Raw genomic sequence first — 17,536 nt, forward strand, 5'->3', positions numbered from 1 at the left:
GACTTCATGGAAGCCATGCAGCAATGGGTGGAAAGCCTGGAACGCCGCGCCAGGTCCCGCCTGGGCATCGGCCGCGTCGCCGACTATATTCCGGCGCTGGCGGAGCAGGACGCCAACCGGTTCGGCATCGCGATCTGCACCAATCAGGGCAAGATCTACCACGCCGGCGAGGCCCAGGTGCCCTTCTCGATCCAGAGCATCGCCAAGGTGCTGCTGCTGACCCTGGCCCTGCGCGTCCAAGGTGATGCGCTGTGGACGCGCGTGGGCCGCAATCCCTCGGGCATGCCCTTCAATTCCCTGACCCAACTGGAGGCGGAAGGCGGCAAGCCCCGCAACCCCTTCATCAACGCCGGTGCCATCGCGGTGACCGACCGCCTGGTCGGCGCCTTCGCCACGCCCTCGAAGCACCTGCGCGACGTCGCCCGCCGCCTGTCCGGCAACCCGGCGATTCACATCGACGATGCCGTGCAGGCTTCCGAGTGGCGACATCGGGCCCGCAACGCGGCCATGGCCTACCTCATGAAGGCCTTCTGCCACCTCGACAACGAGGTGGACGAGGTCCTGACGGCCTACTTCGCCTGCTGCGCGCTGTCCATGAGCTGCGTCGACCTCGCCCGCGCCTTCAACTTCCTGGCCGCCGAGGGCCATGCCCTGTCCCTGGGCGAACGCTTCATCGCCCCCGACCTGGCGCGGCGGATCAACTCGCTGCTGTTCACCTGCGGTATGTACGATGCGGCGGGCGACTTCGCCTACCGGGCCGGTTTGCCGGCCAAGAGCGGCGTCGGCGGCGGCATCGTCGCCATCGTGCCCGGCCGCTTCTCGGTCTGCGCCTGGTCGCCGGCGCTGGATGAACGCGGCAACTCGGTGGCCGCCCAGTACGCCCTAGAACTGCTCGCCGACGATCTGGGCCGCTGGTCCGGTATCGTTCCCGCCGGCTTGCCTTCGGGGGGCAGGATGACGCCCATCATGTAGTTTTATTACTTTCATAAAGACAAAAATCCGCTCAATTGGCGCCGATATTTAGACTTTGGTCGCAAATGAAGAGTAAGATTCCTGGCTTCACTCGTACTAGATCGGGCGCTGCCCAGGAGGTTCGCCATGTCGACCACCCCGTCCGGCGCCACCGCGCGCCACCCACGCCTGGCTGAGCTGGCGCTCGCCCTCGGCGGCTTCGGGATCGGCACCAGCGAGTTCGTGATCATGGGCCTGCTGGAGCGCGTGGCCGGCGACCTCCAGGTCGCCGCCGCCGACGTCGGCTACGCCATCTCCAGCTATGCGCTAGGCGTGGTGGTCGGCGCACCGCTGATCTCGGCGCTGGCCGCCCGGGTGCCGCGCCGCACCCTGCTCATCGTGCTGATGCTGGTGTTCGCCGTGGGCAACATCGCCAGCGCCATGGCCACGTCCTTCTGGCCCTTCGTCGGGCTGCGCTTCCTGGCCGGCCTGCCCCACGGCGCCTACTTCGGCGTGGCCGCCCTGGTCGCCGCTGCCGCGGTGCCGGTCGAGCAGCGCGCCCAGGCGATCAGCCGGGTGATGCTGGGCCTGACCAGCGCCATCGTGATCGGTGCGCCGCTGGCCACCTGGGCCGGCCAGTGGCTGGGCTGGCAAAGCGCCTTCCTCGGCGTCGGCGTGATCGCCCTGACCACCGCCGTGCTGATCCGCCTGTGGGTCCCTCGCCAGCCCCATAACCCGAATGCCAGCCCCAGGCGGGAGCTCTCCGCACTGGTCAAGCGGCGGGTGTTGTTCACCCTGGGCGTCGCAAGCATCGGCTTCGGCGGCATGTTCGCGGTGTTCAGCTATGTAGTGCCGACGCTCTCGAGCCAGGCCGGCATGAGCGAGGCGGTGGGCCCCTGGGTGCTGGCAATCTTCGGCATCGGCACCATCCTCGGCAACCTGATCGGCGCGCGGCTGGCCGACAAGAATCTTCTCAAGGCGATCCCCCGCATCCTGGTGTGGTGCCTGCTGGTCCAAGGCGGCTTCTTCTTCGCCGCCAATCACCTGATCGCCGGCCTGCTGTTCGTCGGCCTGGTGGGCACCAGCATGGCCTTGGGGCCGGCGCTGCAGACCCGGCTGATGGATGTCGCCGGCGATGCCCAGACCATGGCCGCCTCGATGAACCATGCCGCCTTCAACTGCGCCAACGCCCTCGGTGCCTGGCTGGCGGCGGTAGTGATCAAGGGCGGAGCGCCCTGGTCGGCCAGCGGCCTGGTCGGCGCCGTGCTGGCGCTCGGCGGGCTGGCGGTGTTCGTCGTGGGACGCCACCTGGAACGTCGCGAGGCCAAAGCCGCCGCAGCATGACTCCGCAGGCTGGGGATGGGGGATAGGGGATGGGCGCCAAGTATGCGATACTTCGCGCCCTCCTCCGCAGCCGTCGATATCGCAGGATTCGTCATGCCCCAAGGTACGCTCTTCATCGTTTCCGCCCCCTCCGGCGCCGGCAAGACCAGCCTGGTGCGCGAACTGATCGAAAGCCTCGACGGCATCCAGGTCTCGGTGTCCCACACCACCCGGCCGCGCCGCGAGGGCGAGGTCGACGGCGTGAACTACCACTTCGTCGATCAAGCCGAGTTCGAGAAGATGATCGCCGAAGGCGACTTCTTCGAGCACGCCCGGGTGTTCGACAACTACTACGGCACGTCGCGGCGCGCCGTGGAGAACCTGCTGGCCGCCGGCCAGGACGTGATCCTCGAGATCGACTGGCAGGGCGCCCGCCAGGTGCGCGAGCAGGTACCCGCGGCGGTGTCGATCTTCATCCTGCCGCCATCCCGCGAGGAACTGGAGCGCCGCCTGTCGAGCCGCGGCACCGACGAGCATGCGGTCGTCGCCTCGCGCATGCGCGAGGCCGTCAGCGAGATGTCGCACTTCGACGAATACGACTACCTGGTGATCAATGACGACTTCACCACCGCCCAGCGCGAGCTGCAGTCGCTGGTCATCGCCCGGCGACTGACCGCCGAGCGCATGCACGAGCGCCATGCCCCGCTGCTGGCGGCGCTGTTGTCATGACCCTCCGCCGCGGGCGCTTGTCATGACGCTCAGCCGCAGGCGCTGGTCCTGAGCCGACCGCAGCGCTTGTCAAGGGAACCGGGCGTCGAGTAATCTATTCGATCTATTCATCGGTGAATCCCCGGGGCGCAGCGACGCCAGCCGGGGTTTCGCCCGTCAGCATTCAGGAAGGCATTCATGGCGCGAGTCACAGTCGAAGATTGTCTGGAAAACGTCGAAAACCGCTTCAAGCTGGTGATGATCTCCACCCAGCGTGCGCGACAGCTGGCCCGCGGCTCCCGCGATGCCCTGCTGCCCTGGGAGAACGACAAGCCCACCGTGATGGCGCTGCGTGAGATCGCCGAAGGCCTGGTCGACTCCAGCGTGCTGGACGAGCCCATCGAGGCCCCCGTGCGCCCTCGCCCCGAAGGCGAGCCGGGCATCCCCGCCGAGGAGTGATGCCGCCGTCGTCGCCATCCGCACGGCCATCATGCAACCTTCAGGGCGCGCCGCATGTTCACCATCGATGACCTGGCCGACCGCCTCGGCGGCTACCTACCCCCGGACGAGATTCAGCAGGTCAAGCGTGCCTTCTACTATGCCGAGCAGGCCCACGACGGCCAGCGTCGGCGCTCCGGCGAGCCCTATGTAACCCACCCGCTGGCGGTGGCCAATATCCTGGCCAACATGCACATGGACCATCAGAGCCTGATGGCCGCCATGCTGCATGACGTCATCGAGGACACCGGCGTCTCCAAGACGGCCCTCGGCGAGCAGTTCGGCGAGCCGGTGGCCGAGCTGGTCGACGGGGTCTCGAAGCTGACCCAGATCACCTTCGAGGACAAGGCGGTCGCCCAGGCCGAGAACTTCCAGAAGATGGTGCTGGCGATGTCCCGGGACATCCGGGTGATCATCGTCAAGCTGGCCGACCGGCTGCATAACATGCGCACCCTGGGCGCACTTCGCCCGGAGAAGAAGCGCCGCATCGCCCGCGAAACGCTGGAGATCTACTCGCGGATCGCCAACCGGCTGGGCATCAACACCATCCGAGTGGAGCTCGAGGACCTGTCCTTCCAGGCCTTGCACCCGATGCGCGCCGAGCGCATCAAGCGCGCCGTGGCCAGCGCCCGCGGCCATCGTCGCTCGGCGATTCGTCAGGTCCAGAACAGCCTGCAGAACAGCCTCGACGACGAGGGGCTGACCGGCTCGGTGGTGGGTCGTCAGAAGCACCTGCTGTCGATCTACCGAAAGATGCGCGACCAGCGCAAGTCGTTCGCCGAGATCATGGACGTGTTCGGCTTCCGCATCATCACCGATGACGTCGACAGCTGCTATCGCATCCTTGGCGTGGTCCACAACCTCTACAAGCCGGTGCCCGGCAGGTTCAAGGATTACATCGCCATCCCCAAGGCCAACGGCTACCAGAGCCTGCACACCACGCTGTTCGGCAGCGGCGGCATGCCCATCGAGGTGCAGATCCGCACCCGCGAGATGGAGGCCATGGCCAACAACGGCATCGCCGCCCACTGGCTGTACAAGGCCGGCCAGACCGAGCATCCGATCGCCGAGGGCAGCCACGCCCGGGCCCGGGCCTGGGTCAAGGGCCTGCTCGAGATGCAGCGCCATGCCGGGGATTCGCTGGAGTTCATCGAACACGTCAAGAACGACCTGTTCCCCGATGATATCTACGTGTTCACGCCCAAGGGCGACATCATGGAGCTGCCTCAGGGCGCCACGGTGATCGACTTCGCCTACAGCGTGCATACCGACATCGGCAACAGCTGCATCGCCTGCCGCATCGACCGCCACCTGGCGCCGCTCTCCACCCGCCTGCAGAGCGGCCAGACGCTGGAGATCATCACCGCGCCCGGGGCCCGGCCCAACCTGGCCTGGCTCAACGTAGTGGTCACCGCCAAGGCACGCTCGGCGATCCGCCACGCGCTCAAGCACCAGCAGCACACCGAAGCCGTCCAACTGGGGCGCCGGCTGCTCAACAAGGCACTGGCGGAGTTCGAGACCAGCCTCGAGGAGCTGCCGGCCAAGCCGCTGGAAAGCCTGCTGGCCGAGCTCGAACTCAAGAGCGAGGACACGCTGCTGGAATCCATCGGCCTGGGCACCCGCGTCGCCCACGTGGTGGCTCGCCGCCTGGCGGACCTCCAGCACGGCGACCAGGCGCCGATCCAGGACGCAGGGCACCATCAGGGTCCGATCGTGATCAGCGGCGCCGAGGGCATGGTGATCAAGTTCGCCCGCTGCTGTCATCCGCTGCCCGGCGACCCGGTGATCGGCCACCTCTCGGTGGGCAAGGGCATCGTCGTCCACCGCGCCGAGTGCCGCAACCTGGCCGAGCTGAGGAGCGACCCGGACAAGCTGTTCGCCCTCGAGTGGTCGGAGCAGTCCGACGAGGACTTCCCGGTGCCGCTGCGCCTGGAGATCGAGAGCCGTCGGGGCCTGGTGGCCGAGCTGGCCAGCCTGGTCACCGATGCCGACGCCAACATCGAGCGCATCGGCATCGAGGAGCGCGACGCCCGACTGTCGATCGTCAACCTCACCCTGTCCGTACGCAATCGCGTGCACCTGGCGCGGATCATCAAGCGCCTGCGCAACCTGTCCCACGTCGGCAAGATCACCCGCCTGGGCAACTGAAAGATGCCACTCCCGCCCGTCGCGGTCGCGGCGGGCGAGGGGCTTCATTGGTCATTCCCTCATCGCCAACAATACGGAGCACACCATGAGCAACAAGGCCGTCATCAACACCGACCAGGCGCCCGCCGCCATCGGCCCCTACTCCCAGGCCATCAAGGCCGGCAACACCGTCTATCTCTCCGGCCAGATCCCGCTGGACCCGGCCACCATGGAGATCGTCTCCGACGACTTCGAGGCCCAGGCACGCCAGGTCTTCACCAACCTGAAGGCCGTCGCCGACGAGGCCGCCGGCGGCCTCAAGGACGTGGTCAAGCTCAACCTCTACCTGGTGGACCTGGACAACTTCGCCATCGTCAACGGCATCATGGAAGAGTTCTTCGACGCCCCCTACCCGGCTCGCGCCGCGGTCGGCGTCAAGGCGCTGCCCAAGGGCAGCCAGGTCGAGGCCGAGGCCGTGCTGGTCATCGGCGACTGAGGAAAGGCCGATTCATGGCTGCGCTCGACGACCCACATGGATGTGGGAAGTGCGCAGGTTCGTAGGGAACGAACCTAGCGATCCTGGCCGCCGGCGGTGCCGAAGCGTCGGACCGTCGCTATCCTCATGTAGGCTCCGGCGGCGACCAGACTAGGCGTCCCCGCCTCTCATCGCTCGCGACATGAATCCGCTCTTTCCTCCACGCCTCCGGGTGTAAATCTGCCATGCGCCTGTTTCTGGCCCTGGTTCCGCCGCCGCCCCTGCGCCGGCGGCTCGGCGTCCTGGCCGATGCCGCCCAGGCCCGCTGCGGCGGCCGACGCATGCCGGACGACAGCGTCCATCTCACGCTCGCCTTCCTCGGCGAGCAGCCACCGGCGCGGGCCACGGCCATCGCCGACTGGCTGGCGAGCATGACCCTGCTACCCGGCCGCTGGCAGCTCGACCGCTGGGGCCAGTTCCGTCGGCCCGGTATCGTCTGGGTCGGGGCCACCCACGTCGATCCGGCGCTGGCGAGCCTGCAATGCCAGCTGTGGGACGGCCTGGAGCGCCTCGGCGCCGGCACGCGGCCCGGCCGCTTCGTGCCCCATGTCACCCTGCTGCGACATGCCCAACGCCCCCCGTCACCGGAACTCCCGGCCGTTTCGCTGACTTGGGACTACACTCAGGTTGAGCTAATACAGTCGACGATCACGCATGAAGGCAGCCACTATCGCCGCCTCGCGCGAACGGCTCACCTCGAGGAGTCGCCATGTCGCCCAGAGTCGTCCCCCGGACCATCCTGATACTCGGCGCACTGGCCACCGCCCAGGCCAGCGCCGCCCCCAACATCGAGCTCGGCATCACCAGCGAGAGTACACCCGCGCTAAGCGTCACGTTCGACACTCTCCTCGGTCTGTTCCCGCGCTATCCCGCCATCGACCTGCGTCTCGCCACCGGCCTGCTGTGGCTACCCGGTGACCATTATCAGGACAATCTCGCCTGGCGACTGACGCCGGCCCTGCGCTACGGCTTTGCCGACGGCCGAGCCTATGTCGAGGCCGGCGTGGGAGGCGCGCTGTTCGTCGAGACGCGCCTCGAGGAGCGGGACCTGTCCACCGCTTTCCAGTTCGAGGATCGCCTGGCGGCCGGCATCCGACTCGGCCGGGAGAGCGAGCTGGGAATCAGCGCCAGCCATTACTCCAATGCCGGCCTCGACCTGCCCAATGACGGCTTCGAGGTCTATTCGCTGAGCTATCGCCTGGCCCTATGAATCGGGGCGACGGAACCGCTCAGGTCGTCGGCTGAAGATAGCCGCCCTCACGAAGCACCTGGGCATAGCCCTCTCGGAAGCTCGGATAGCGGAAGCGATAGCCGCTCTCGAGCAAACGAGCGTTGTCGCAACGCTTGCTGGCACGGCGGCGCAGCGGCGACTGAATGGTCTCGGTGGCCTCGACCTTGAGCTGCTTGGCCAGCCATGCCATCACCTCGTGGAGGGGCGCAGGCTCGCAGTCGCTGGCCAGGTACAGCTCATGCAGGGCCTCCCCGTCGAGCGCACGGGCGATGAGATGGGCCAATACGCCGGCACAGTCGTCGCGGTGAATGCGGTTGGAGTACATCGTCGGGGTCGCTGCGGCGATGCGACCCTCGCCGACCTGGCGAATCAGGCGATCACGACCCGGCCCATAGATGCCGGAGAAACGTACCGCGGTACCGGGTAGTGCGTGGTCGATCAGCGTCTGCTCGGCCTCGCGCATCAGCAGCCCGGAGAAGCCGGTGGGCACGGTGGCGCTGTCCTCGTCGACCACCTCGCCCTCCTGCTGGGCATAGACGCTGGTGGAAGAGACGAAGAAGACATGCCGCGGCGGACGCTGGCGACCACCGAACTCGTCCAGCACCGCCTTGAGACCGTCCGGGTAGGCGGCCCGATAGGCCGCTTCCTCGAAGCGGTCGGCGCTAACCACATAGACCAGGATGTCGGCGTCCGGCAGCTCGGTCAGGGCCGTCGCGTCATTCAGGTCCGCCGATACGCCCTCCAGGCCGCTTTCGGCCAACCTGGCAGCATCGCGGCGCACCCCGATCACTCGCTGCCCGGACGCCTTGAGTTCGCCTCCCAGCGTCGTTCCAATGTCTCCACAGCCCAGAATCAGCGTCGTTGTCTTCACCTTTCCTTCGCCCCCTGATAAAAAGTCCCTATGACCCGATGGGGTGCCCTGGGATGGGGCCCGCGACACACAGCACTATCGAGGAAGCCCCGGCACCGAAATGACTCTAACAGAACTCCGTTACATCGTAACCCTGGCCCAGGAGCGCCACTTCGGTCGCGCTGCCGAGCGCTGTTTCGTGTCCCAGCCTACCCTCTCGGTGGCCGTCAAGAAGCTCGAGGAAGAGCTGGGCGTGGCGCTGTTCGAGCGTTCCAAGTCCACCGTGCAGGTGACGCCGCTGGGCGAGAAGATCGTCGAGCAGGCCCAGCGCGTGCTGGAACAGAGCAGCGTGATCAAGGAGCTGGCCACCGCCGGACGCGACCAGTTGGCGAGCCCGCTGCGCATCGGCGCGATCTACACCATCGGCCCCTACCTGTTTCCGCATCTGGTCCCGGAGCTGACCCGGCGCGCACCGCAGATGCCGCTCTACATCGAGGAAGGCTTCACCGGCGATCTGCGCCGCAAGCTGCGCAGCGGCGAGCTGGATGCCATCATCGTCGCGCTGCCGTTCACCGAGACCGATGTGGTGACCAAGCCGCTCTACGAGGAAGCCTTCGAGGTGCTGATGCCGGCCGACCATCCGTGGGCCGAACGCCAGACCATCGACAAGGAGGCCCTGCTCGAAGAACGGCTGCTGCTGCTCGGCGAGGGCCACTGCTTCCGCGACCAGATCCTCGAGGCCTGCCCGGCCATCAGTCAGAAGCTCAATAGCCCCAACAACACCCTGACCGCCGAGGGCGGCTCGCTGGAAACGATTCGCCATATGGTGGCCTCGCGGTTGGGCGTCACCGTACTACCGCGCTCGGCGATCGGCACCGGGCACTATGAGAGCGGCCTGTTGACCAGCCGGCCCTTCACGCCTCCGGGGCCGGGACGCACCGTGGCCATCGCCTGGCGCGCCAGCTTTCCGCGTCCCCAGGCCATCGATGCGATCACCGATGCCATCGCCCACTGTCGCGCGGCCGCGCCCGAGCCGGCATGAGCGGCCTCGACGCCCCCGTCACGGAGCTCAAGGGCGTCGGTGAGGCACTGGCCCAGAAGCTGGCCCGGCTGCGCATCGACGTCGTCGCCGACCTGCTGTTCCATCTGCCGCTGCGCTATCAGGACCGCACCCGCATCACACCCATCGCCACCCTGCGCTCCGGCGACGAGGCGGTGGTGGAAGGCGAGGTGATGGCCGCCGACGTGGTGCGCGGTCGGCGCCGCAGCCTGCTGATCCGCCTGCGCGACGGCTCCGGCATTCTCAGCCTGCGCTTCTTTCATTTCTCGCCGGCCCAGCAGCAGCAGTTCCGTCCGGGAACCCGGGTGCGCGCCTTCGGCGAGGCCAGGGCCGGCGCCACCGGGCTCGAGCTCTACCATCCGGAATATCGCCTGCTGGGCGAGGGCGCCCCGCCAGTAGAAGACCACCTGACGCCGATCTACCCGACCACCGAAGGGCTACACCAGACGCGCCTGCGGGCGCTGATCGATCAGGCCCTGGCGCGGCTGGACGCCACCCCCGAGGCGCTGCCGGAATGGATCCCCGAGCCGCTGCGGCGTCGCTTCGAGCTGCCCGAGCTCCACGGCTGCCTGCGCGCACTGCACCACCCGGCGCCCGACGCCGATCCCGAGGCCCTGGGCGCGGGGCAACATCCCGCCGTGCGACGCCTGGCCATGGAGGAGCTGCTGGCCCATCAGTTGAGCCTGCGCGAGGTACGCCTGCGGATCCAGGAAGACGGCGCCCCCTCGCTGCCCGATGGTCGCGGCCTGCAGGCTCGCTTCCTCACCCAGCTGCCGTTCTCGCTGACCGCCGCCCAGCGCCGCGTGCTTGACGAGATTCGCGCCGACCTGGCCGAGGAGCGTCCCATGCTGCGCCTGGTGCAGGGCGACGTGGGCTCCGGCAAGACGGTGGTCGCCGCCATGGCAGCGCTATCGGCCATCGCCGGCGGCTGCCAGGCGGCGATGATGGCCCCCACCGAGATCCTCGCCGAGCAGCACTATCGCGCCTTCAAGGCCTGGTTCGAGCCGCTCGGCATCGAGGTGGCCTGGCTGGCCGGCAAGCTCAAGGGCAAGGCGCGGCTCGATGCCAAGGCAGCGATCCTCGACGGCCGAGCGCAGATGGTGATCGGCACCCATGCCCTGTTCCAGGGCGACGTGCACTTCCAGCGCCTGGGCCTGGCGATCATCGACGAGCAGCATCGCTTCGGCGTCCATCAGCGCCTGGCGCTGCGCGAGAAGGGCGAGGCCGGCGGCCTGACGCCCCACCAGCTGGTGATGACCGCTACGCCCATCCCGCGCACCCTGGCGATGAGCGCCTACGCCGACCTGGACGTCTCGGTGATCGACGAGCTGCCCCCCGGGCGCACCCCGGTGAAGACCGTGGTCGTGCCCGACGAGCGCCGCCCCGAGGTGGTGGCACGGATTCGTCATGCCTGCGCCGAGGGCCGACAGGCCTACTGGGTGTGTACCTTGATCGAGGAGTCGGAAGCGCTGCAGTGCCAGGCCGCCGAAGCCACGCGAGACGAGCTGGTGGAGGCGCTGCCGGAGCTGGCCATCGGCCTGGTCCACGGCCGCATGAAGGCCGCCGAGAAGGCCGAGGTCATGGCCGATTTCAAGGCCGGAGAGCTGGACCTGCTGGTGGCCACTACGGTGATCGAGGTCGGCGTCGACGTGCCCAACGCCAGCCTGATGATCATCGAGAACCCCGAACGGCTGGGGCTATCCCAGCTCCACCAGCTGCGCGGCCGGGTCGGCCGTGGTGCCACCGCGAGCTTCTGCGTGCTGCTCTATCACCCGCCGCTGTCCGATCACTCCCGCAAGCGACTGACGGTCATGCGCGAGACCACCGACGGCTTTCGCATCGCCGAGCAGGACCTGGAAATCCGCGGTCCCGGCGAGGTGCTGGGCACTCGCCAGACGGGCCTGGCACAGATGAAGATCGCCGACCTGGAGCGCGACGCCGACCTGCTGCCACGCGTCTCGCCGCTGGCCGAGTCGCTGCTGGCCGAGCACCCCGAGGCCAGCCGGCCGCTGATTCGCCGCTGGCTGGGCGAGGAAGCCGGGCGTTATGGGCAGGTCTGAAAGCTGGAAGCTGGAAGCTGGAAGCTGGAAGCTGGAAGCTGGAAGCTGGAAGCTGGAAGCTGGAAGCTGGAAGCTGGAAGCTGGAAGCTGGAAGCTGGAAAACAGCATGAACCCCGCCATCATCGGGTCAAGGGTTTTCTTCCAGCTTCAAGCTTATGACTTCAAGCTCGGGGCGAAGCCCGGCCCTTCCAGGCGCGAAGCGTCGCTCTTCAAGCTTTACAAGTGCTTGAGCAACCCCTGCAGCCGTTCGAGATCCTTGGCATCGCCGACCAGCCGCACGTGGCCGGCCATCATGCCGTCGAGGAAGGCCTTCTGGGTGGGTTTCCTGAGCACCCGAACCGCGCTGTCCACGTCATCGAAACGCAGCTCCAGGTCGAGATCCACCGGTAGCCCGGCCCCGGTCTCGATGCCGCGGGGAGACATCCGATAGTAACGAGCGATGCGAAGATCCTCGGTGCCGATGCCCCAATCGAGGCCTCGCAGTTCGGCCAGACGCTCGCGAAACGCGGCCTTGCGCTTCAAGGCACGCTTGAGCATGACGCCCAGTACCCAGAGCATCAGGCGTAGCTTCATGACGGCTCCGTCCATGAGGATGAGGTGAGGAAGGGAACCGCGGCCCGCCAGGCGGGCCGCGTCGGGTCTCACTTGGAGACGGCGTCCTTGAGCCCCTTGCCCGGCTTGAAGGCCACGGTCTTGCTGGCCGGGATGGTGAGCGATTCACCGGTCTGGGGATTCTTGCCGGTACGGGCGGCACGCTCGCGCACGGTGAAAGTGCCAAAGCCGATCAGCGAGACGTCCTTGCCGCCAGACACGCTGCCGGTAATCTCATCGAGAATGACGTTCAGCACCTGGCTGGCCTTGTCCTTGGAAAGATCGGCACGCTCGGCGATCGCCGCGGCGAGTTCAGGTTTGCGCATACAGCCCTCCTGGTTTGACATCCTGCCGATGATCCCATCGGCCACATTGTTGTACGCAGTGATTCTGGGTGTTGCCCCACTCGCATGCGGCCCGGTCGAGCATGGCTTCCGGCCCGCTCGATGGAGCGGCATGCGAATGACGCCGTGATGCAACGTTGTGCCTCGCCGGGAAATCGGGGGCTCCGTCGTTGACGTCACTAGCCTAGCAATGGCGGTGCAGCCCGCGCCAGTTCGACTTTCCGACGTACACGGGCCCCTGTCAACGCAAATCCGATCAAACGTCCGTCTTCATCCTCGGCCAGGGCACTCAGATCCCGGCCTTCGCCCTCGACCCGCCAGCGAGCGGGCACCCCGGTGGGCGGCAGCGAAACCACCGGCAGCAGCGGCGTCTTGACCAGCACCGGCCAGGGCCCATAGCGCACCGCGGTGGGCGAGCCGGCGAGCGTGGCGGCCAACGCCTTGGCCCCGGCCTGCAGCGGCTGGACGTACATGGCATTGATCCCGTCCACACAGGCCACGTCACCCAGGGCATGGATGTTCGGTGCCGAGGTCGCCAGATAGCGGTCCGTGAGGATGCCTGCCGGCCCCACCTCGAGCCCGGCCGCCTCGGCCAGTTGCGTGCGCGGGCGCAGGCCGGTGGCCACCAACACCAGGTCGGCCTCCAGCGTCGTGCCGTCATTCAGCCCCAGTCCCACTCGACTGCCGCCTTCCTCCAGCGTCTCGACCAGGCGTCCGGTATGCAACTCGATGCCGGCCTCGATGAACGCCTCGCCAAGGGCATGGCCCAGCGGCTCGGGCAGCAGCCTCGGCAGCGGCGCCGCCTCCGGGGCAATCAGCTCGACCCGGTGGCCGCCGGCGGCCAGGTCGTTGGCGAACTCGCAGCCCACCAGGCCGATGCCGACGATGGCCACCCGGGCGGGCCGCCCCAGCGCCGCCAGGGCAGTGTGGAAGGCGCGGTAGTCGTCGAGATCGTTGATGGTATGGACCCGGCCGGCCAGCGTTTCCGGAATCGCGAAGGGTGGCTCGGGCACGGCACCGGTCGCCAGCACCAGCTCACCGTAGGGCAGCCGCTCGGCGCCGAGGGTCAGGGTGCGCGCGGCCGGATCGATGCCCTCGACCCGGGTATGGGTGCGCATCACCACGTTCAGTGACTCGGCCGCCTCCAGGGCGCTGCGGGCCGCCAGGCGCTCGGGAGGCAGACGCTTGGCGAAGCCGGTGGAGAGCAGCGGCTTGGAGTAGTCGTCGCCGCCGTCAGCGGTGATCAGGGTGATGGCACGCTCGGGCTGCCGGGCCCGAACCTGGCGCGCCAGGCCCAGCCCGGCCATGCCGGAGCCGATGATGGTCAGGGGTGCAGTCATGGAGTCCTCGCTGCGAGAGCGCTTGGAGTGGCCGGTCGGCGCGCCATGGTACACTAGCCGCCCTTTGGATTGGATGCGGAGCACGACGTGGAGCACGGCCCTGCCCTCGCCCCCCGATGGCGCCCCCTGGCGGCGGCCCGACCGGCAATGAGCACGGCCTGGTGGCACTGGGTGGCCTCTCGCGACTCGCTGACCCAGCGACTGATCGACGCCGGCACCCCGCGCCGCTTCCGGGTCCGCCTGCTCGACCAGCGCCTGGGGCGGCCGCGACGCGACGAAGCCCGGGCACTGCAGATATCGCCCAGCCGGCAAGTCTGGCTACGCGAGGTGGCACTGTGTCTCGACGACCGCCCCTGGGTGGTCGCCCGCTCGGTGGCCCCGCTGCGCAGCCTGCGGGGCCAGCGGCTCGAACGCCTGGGCGAGCGTTCGCTGGGGCACTGGCTGTTCCGCCAGCCGGGCCTGGAGCGAGGCCCCATCGAGGTCAGCGCCGATCCGGCCCCCTTTCGAGCGGCGCCGGGACCCTGGGGCCGCCGCTCGGTGCTGCGTCACGGCCGCTTCGCGGTGCTGGTCCAGGAGTTCTTCCTCGACGACATGGCGGATGACCTGGCGCTTCCGGCACGGTAGGCTGCTCAGGAGCCTGTCGGACTTCACGCTGATCTGCTACGAAGCCCGGGCTTTCGGCCATTTTCATTCGATCTGATTCGTTGAATAGCGGGCTATTCGGCTCATCAGATCGATAAACTTGTCGCGAAATGCGTGATTCTCGCGACGATCGGTCAAATCCGACAGGCACCTAGACATCGCCCGAAACCCGTGTTGCCTGATCCAACCGAGAGACCCGAATGGAACGTTCGCTGATGCGCCCCAGGGGGCTGGCCCGGCTGCCCGATTTCCTGCACCTGACCCGCCTCGACCGCCCCATCGGCACCTGGCTGTTGATGTGGCCGACGCTATGGGCGCTATGGGCGGCCGCCGAGGGAATTCCCGAGCGACGGCTGCTGCTGATCTTCGTCGCCGGCGTCTATCTGATGCGCGCCGCAGGCTGCGTGGTCAACGACTACGCCGACCGCCACTTCGACGGCCATGTGAAGCGCACCAAGGACCGTCCCCTGGCCACCGGGCGCATCAGCGAGGGCGAAGCCAAGTCGCTGTTCGTGGCCCTGGTGCTGGCGGCCTTCACGCTGGTGTGGTTCACCAATCCCTTCACCGTGATGCTCTCGGTGGGTGGCGTCATCCTGGCCTTCGTCTACCCCTTCATGAAGCGCTATACCCACCTGCCCCAGGTGGTACTGGGAGCGGCCTTCTCCTGGGCGATCCCCATGGCCTTCGGCGCGGTGCTCGGCCATCTGCCTCTCGAGGCGTGGCTGCTGTTCGCCGCCAACGTGCTGTGGACCGTGGCCTATGACACCGAGTACGCCATGGTCGACCGCGACGACGACTTGCGCATCGGCATCAAGTCCACCGCGGTGCTGTTCGGCCGCGCCGACAAGCTGATCATCGGCCTGCTGCAGCTGGCGACCCTCGCCCTGCTGGCCTGGGCCGGTCAGCGGCTCGAGCTGGGCGGTTTCTTCTGGCTGGGGCTTGCCGCCATGGCGGCCACCTTCGTCCACCAGCAGCGGCTGATCCGCCACCGGGAGCGCGAGCGCTGCTTCCAGGCCTTCCTCAACAACCACTGGTCGGGGCTGCTGGTATTCGCCGGCATCGCGCTGTCGCTATGGCCCGGCATGAGCGCCTGACAGACGGCGGCTGTCACGGTATTGTCACAAGGACATGCTGTCATCGTCACCAACCTGTCATTGACCTTGACCATGAGGCCCCGGGATGACCGCCAAGACCGTACTGATCGTCGATGATGAGGCGCCGATCCGCGAAATGATCGCCGTGGCGCTGGAGATGGCCGACTATCGCGTCCTCGAGGCGGACAATGCCCAGACCGCCCATGCCATCGTCGTCGACCACCAGCCCGACCTGGTGCTGCTGGACTGGATGATGCCCGGCACCAGCGGCATCGAGCTCGCCCGCCGGCTCAAGCGCGAGGAGAGCACCGCCGAACTGCCGATCATCATGCTCACCGCCAAGGGCGAGGAAGACAACAAGATCCAGGGGCTGGAATCGGGCGCCGACGACTACATCACCAAGCCCTTTTCCCCGCGGGAGCTAGTGGCTCGCCTCAAGGCGGTGCTGCGCCGGGCCACGCCGCGCGGCGTCGAGGAGCCGGTGGAAGTCGAGGGGCTGATGCTCGACCCGGTGAGCCACCGCGTCAGCATCGACGGCCAGTCGCTGGAGATCGGCCCCACCGAGTATCGGCTGCTGCAGTTCTTCATGACCCATCAGGAACGCGCCTACACCCGCGGCCAGCTGCTCGACCAGGTATGGGGCGGCAACGTCTATGTCGAGGAACGCACGGTGGACGTGCATATTCGCCGCCTGCGCAAGGCGCTGGGCGAACCGCACCAGCAGCTGATCCAGACCGTGCGCGGCACCGGCTACCGCTTCTCCACCAAGGGCTGACGTGAGCCGGCTGTGGCGACGCGAACTGTGGCGACTGGCGGCCCTGGTGGCCGTCGGCGCCCTGGTGGGTTGGCCCTTCGCGCTGATCGGCACCGGCGTCGCCGTGGGGCTGGGCCTGTATCTCTTCTATCAGCTGCGCCAGCTGCACGCCCTGCAGGAATGGCTGACCCACCATCCCCATGACGAGCCCCCTGCGGCCTCGGGACTATGGGGCGAATTGTTCGACAGGCTGTACCGCTACCAGAAGGGCCAGCGCATCACCCAGCGGCGGCTGCGGGACACCCTGCGCCGCATCCAGGAGTCTTCCGAGGCCATGCGCGACAGCGTGGTGATGCTCGACCGCCACGGCGACATGGAGTGGTGGAACAGCGCCGCCGAGCGCATGCTGGGACTGCAGCCAGCCCACGATCGCGGCCAGCACATCACCAACCTGCTGCGCGATCCGCGCTTCGTCGACTACTTCCATGCCCGCGCCTACAGCGAGCCGCTGACCCTGTCGTCACCGATCGACGACAACATGATCCTGCAGTTCCAGATCACCCTCTACGGCGACGACGAACGCCTGCTGATGGCCCGCGACATCACCCGTCTGCACCGCCTCGAGCAGATGCGGCGCGATTTCGTGGCCAACGTCTCCCATGAGCTGCGCACCCCACTTACCGTGCTGACGGGCTATCTCGAGACCTACGGCGACATGGCCGAGCTGCTGCCCGACCGGCTCAGCCGAGGCATCGGACAGATGCAGAGCCAGACGCGACGCATGCAGAACCTGGTCAACGACCTGCTGCTGCTGTCGCGCCTGGAGAATGATCGCGGCGGCCTGGACGACGTGCGCCTCGATCCCGCCAGCCTGCTTGAGGCCGTGCGCCGCGACGCCGAGGCGCTGTCCGCAGGGCAGCATCATATCGAGGTCGAGATCGCGGAGCCCCGCGGACTGCGAGGCTCGGAGAAGGAACTGCACAGCGCCGTCTCCAACCTGGCCTTCAACGCCGTACGCTACGCCGGCGAGGGCAGCCACATCGTACTGCGCTGGCGTCCCTGGAAGGGCGGCGCCTGCCTGGAGGTGGAAGACGACGGAGAGGGCATCGATCCCTTGCACATTCCGCGGCTGACCGAACGTTTCTACCGCGTCGACAAGGGCCGCAGCACCGCCACCGGCGGCACCGGCCTGGGGCTGGCGATCGTCAAGCACGTGCTGCTGCGACACGACGCCCGCCTGGAGATCGACTCGCGTCTCGGCGAGGGCGCGACCTTTCGCTGCCTGTTCCCGGTAGAGCGGCTGATCGCGACGAACGACGAGATCGCATCGACATCGAATGCCGCCCGACAGAGCGGCAGCGCCTGAGCACCGCGGCGCTCTCGAGCGACAAGGGCCGCTTATCCACACCCTGAGCGCTCTTTCTCCCT

18 protein-coding genes are annotated in these 17,536 nt (G+C 67.7%); 14 read left to right on the top strand and 4 right to left on the bottom strand.

Going from position 1 to position 17,536, the window contains the following annotated elements; all coding sequences use genetic code 11:
* The first annotated feature begins 6 nt into the window (after positions 1-6).
* From glsB to FHR96_RS12725, 8 genes are all read left to right on the top strand, one after another.
* Entirely contained in the window at positions 7-972 is a 966-nt protein-coding gene (gene glsB, locus FHR96_RS12690; protein ID WP_343066368.1) for a glutaminase B, read from the top strand.
* 126 nt (positions 973-1,098) lie between these two features.
* On the top strand, positions 1,099-2,295 hold the full coding sequence (locus FHR96_RS12695) for an MFS transporter (RefSeq protein ID WP_183388055.1): 1,197 nt from the start codon (positions 1,099-1,101) through the stop codon (positions 2,293-2,295).
* A gap of 93 nt (positions 2,296-2,388) precedes the next feature.
* Positions 2,389-3,003, top strand: a complete 615-nt coding sequence (gene gmk, locus FHR96_RS12700; RefSeq protein WP_183388056.1) for a guanylate kinase — start codon at positions 2,389-2,391, stop codon at positions 3,001-3,003.
* Positions 3,004-3,180: 177 nt separating this feature from the next.
* Positions 3,181-3,441, top strand: a complete 261-nt coding sequence (gene rpoZ / locus FHR96_RS12705) for a DNA-directed RNA polymerase subunit omega (RefSeq protein ID WP_183388057.1) — start codon at positions 3,181-3,183, stop codon at positions 3,439-3,441.
* A gap of 54 nt (positions 3,442-3,495) precedes the next feature.
* Positions 3,496-5,628, top strand: coding sequence for a RelA/SpoT family protein (locus FHR96_RS12710; protein WP_183388058.1), 2,133 nt, complete (start codon positions 3,496-3,498; stop codon positions 5,626-5,628).
* An 85-nt stretch (positions 5,629-5,713) separates the two neighbouring features.
* Positions 5,714-6,103, top strand: coding sequence for a RidA family protein (locus tag FHR96_RS12715; protein WP_183388059.1), 390 nt, complete (start codon positions 5,714-5,716; stop codon positions 6,101-6,103).
* Between the two features lie 224 nt (positions 6,104-6,327).
* On the top strand, positions 6,328-6,885 hold the full coding sequence (gene thpR / locus FHR96_RS12720) for an RNA 2',3'-cyclic phosphodiesterase (protein WP_183388060.1): 558 nt from the start codon (positions 6,328-6,330) through the stop codon (positions 6,883-6,885).
* Positions 6,852-7,352, top strand: coding sequence for an acyloxyacyl hydrolase (locus FHR96_RS12725; RefSeq protein ID WP_183388061.1), 501 nt, complete (start codon positions 6,852-6,854; stop codon positions 7,350-7,352). The genes thpR and FHR96_RS12725 overlap by 34 nt, the downstream gene beginning before the upstream one ends.
* Before the next feature lie 19 nt (positions 7,353-7,371).
* Here FHR96_RS12725 and FHR96_RS12730 read toward each other — a convergent pair whose 3' ends face one another.
* Positions 7,372-8,244: an NAD-dependent epimerase/dehydratase family protein gene (locus FHR96_RS12730; protein WP_183388062.1), complete on the bottom strand. Its 873-nt coding sequence runs from the start codon at positions 8,242-8,244 to the stop codon at positions 7,372-7,374.
* 100 nt (positions 8,245-8,344) lie between these two features.
* Between FHR96_RS12730 and FHR96_RS12735 the strand changes: the two genes are divergently transcribed.
* Together FHR96_RS12735 and recG are read left to right on the top strand one after the other, a co-directional pair.
* Complete coding sequence (locus FHR96_RS12735) at positions 8,345-9,265, top strand: hydrogen peroxide-inducible genes activator (RefSeq protein WP_183388063.1); 921 nt, start codon at positions 8,345-8,347, stop codon at positions 9,263-9,265.
* Positions 9,262-11,343, top strand: a complete 2,082-nt coding sequence (recG, locus tag FHR96_RS12740; protein ID WP_183388064.1) for an ATP-dependent DNA helicase RecG — start codon at positions 9,262-9,264, stop codon at positions 11,341-11,343. Before FHR96_RS12735 ends, recG begins: the two co-directional genes overlap by 4 nt.
* A 216-nt stretch (positions 11,344-11,559) precedes the next feature.
* Here recG and FHR96_RS12745 read toward each other — a convergent pair whose 3' ends face one another.
* The 3 genes from FHR96_RS12745 to FHR96_RS12755 form a co-directional block, all read right to left on the bottom strand.
* Entirely contained in the window at positions 11,560-11,916 is a 357-nt protein-coding gene (locus tag FHR96_RS12745) for a hypothetical protein (RefSeq protein WP_183388065.1), read from the bottom strand.
* A 68-nt stretch (positions 11,917-11,984) separates the two neighbouring features.
* Complete coding sequence (locus FHR96_RS12750) at positions 11,985-12,260, bottom strand: HU family DNA-binding protein (RefSeq protein ID WP_183388066.1); 276 nt, start codon at positions 12,258-12,260, stop codon at positions 11,985-11,987.
* Between the two features lie 197 nt (positions 12,261-12,457).
* Complete coding sequence (locus FHR96_RS12755; protein ID WP_183388067.1) at positions 12,458-13,618, bottom strand: NAD(P)/FAD-dependent oxidoreductase; 1,161 nt, start codon at positions 13,616-13,618, stop codon at positions 12,458-12,460.
* 147 nt (positions 13,619-13,765) lie between these two features.
* On the opposite strand from FHR96_RS12755, the gene FHR96_RS12760 reads away from it, so the two are divergent.
* From FHR96_RS12760 to phoR, 4 genes are all read left to right on the top strand, one after another.
* Positions 13,766-14,242: a chorismate lyase gene (locus tag FHR96_RS12760; RefSeq protein ID WP_183388068.1), complete on the top strand. Its 477-nt coding sequence runs from the start codon at positions 13,766-13,768 to the stop codon at positions 14,240-14,242.
* A 218-nt stretch (positions 14,243-14,460) separates the two neighbouring features.
* Positions 14,461-15,354, top strand: a complete 894-nt coding sequence (gene ubiA / locus FHR96_RS12765; protein WP_183388069.1) for a 4-hydroxybenzoate octaprenyltransferase — start codon at positions 14,461-14,463, stop codon at positions 15,352-15,354.
* Between the two features lie 85 nt (positions 15,355-15,439).
* Complete coding sequence (gene phoB / locus FHR96_RS12770; protein WP_183388070.1) at positions 15,440-16,129, top strand: phosphate regulon transcriptional regulator PhoB; 690 nt, start codon at positions 15,440-15,442, stop codon at positions 16,127-16,129.
* Position 16,130: 1 nt separating this feature from the next.
* The gene (gene phoR, locus FHR96_RS12775) at positions 16,131-17,474 is read left to right on the top strand and encodes a phosphate regulon sensor histidine kinase PhoR (RefSeq protein WP_183388071.1); all 1,344 of its coding nucleotides are present in this window, start codon (positions 16,131-16,133) and stop codon (positions 17,472-17,474) included.
* The last annotated feature ends 62 nt before the right edge of the window (positions 17,475-17,536 follow it).

This window comes from Halomonas organivorans (assembly GCF_014192055.1).
Classification (GTDB): Bacteria; Pseudomonadota; Gammaproteobacteria; order Pseudomonadales; family Halomonadaceae; genus Halomonas; species Halomonas organivorans.

Excerpts from the sequence above, each read along its gene's own strand:
- glsB (WP_343066368.1), top strand. The coding sequence starts at position 7 with ATGGAAGCCATGCAGCAATGGGTGGAAAGCCTGGAACGCCGCGCCAGG.
- FHR96_RS12695 (WP_183388055.1), top strand. The coding sequence starts at position 1,099 with ATGTCGACCACCCCGTCCGGCGCCACCGCGCGCCACCCACGCCTGGCT.
- gmk (WP_183388056.1), top strand. The coding sequence starts at position 2,389 with ATGCCCCAAGGTACGCTCTTCATCGTTTCCGCCCCCTCCGGCGCCGGC.
- rpoZ (WP_183388057.1), top strand. The coding sequence starts at position 3,181 with ATGGCGCGAGTCACAGTCGAAGATTGTCTGGAAAACGTCGAAAACCGC.
- FHR96_RS12710 (WP_183388058.1), top strand. The coding sequence starts at position 3,496 with ATGTTCACCATCGATGACCTGGCCGACCGCCTCGGCGGCTACCTACCC.
- FHR96_RS12715 (WP_183388059.1), top strand. The coding sequence starts at position 5,714 with ATGAGCAACAAGGCCGTCATCAACACCGACCAGGCGCCCGCCGCCATC.
- thpR (WP_183388060.1), top strand. The coding sequence starts at position 6,328 with ATGCGCCTGTTTCTGGCCCTGGTTCCGCCGCCGCCCCTGCGCCGGCGG.
- FHR96_RS12725 (WP_183388061.1), top strand. The coding sequence starts at position 6,852 with ATGTCGCCCAGAGTCGTCCCCCGGACCATCCTGATACTCGGCGCACTG.
- FHR96_RS12735 (WP_183388063.1), top strand. The coding sequence starts at position 8,345 with ATGACTCTAACAGAACTCCGTTACATCGTAACCCTGGCCCAGGAGCGC.
- recG (WP_183388064.1), top strand. The coding sequence starts at position 9,262 with ATGAGCGGCCTCGACGCCCCCGTCACGGAGCTCAAGGGCGTCGGTGAG.
- FHR96_RS12745 (WP_183388065.1), bottom strand. The coding sequence starts at position 11,916 with ATGAAGCTACGCCTGATGCTCTGGGTACTGGGCGTCATGCTCAAGCGT.
- FHR96_RS12750 (WP_183388066.1), bottom strand. The coding sequence starts at position 12,260 with ATGCGCAAACCTGAACTCGCCGCGGCGATCGCCGAGCGTGCCGATCTT.
- FHR96_RS12755 (WP_183388067.1), bottom strand. The coding sequence starts at position 13,618 with ATGACTGCACCCCTGACCATCATCGGCTCCGGCATGGCCGGGCTGGGC.
- FHR96_RS12760 (WP_183388068.1), top strand. The coding sequence starts at position 13,766 with ATGAGCACGGCCTGGTGGCACTGGGTGGCCTCTCGCGACTCGCTGACC.
- ubiA (WP_183388069.1), top strand. The coding sequence starts at position 14,461 with ATGGAACGTTCGCTGATGCGCCCCAGGGGGCTGGCCCGGCTGCCCGAT.
- phoB (WP_183388070.1), top strand. The coding sequence starts at position 15,440 with ATGACCGCCAAGACCGTACTGATCGTCGATGATGAGGCGCCGATCCGC.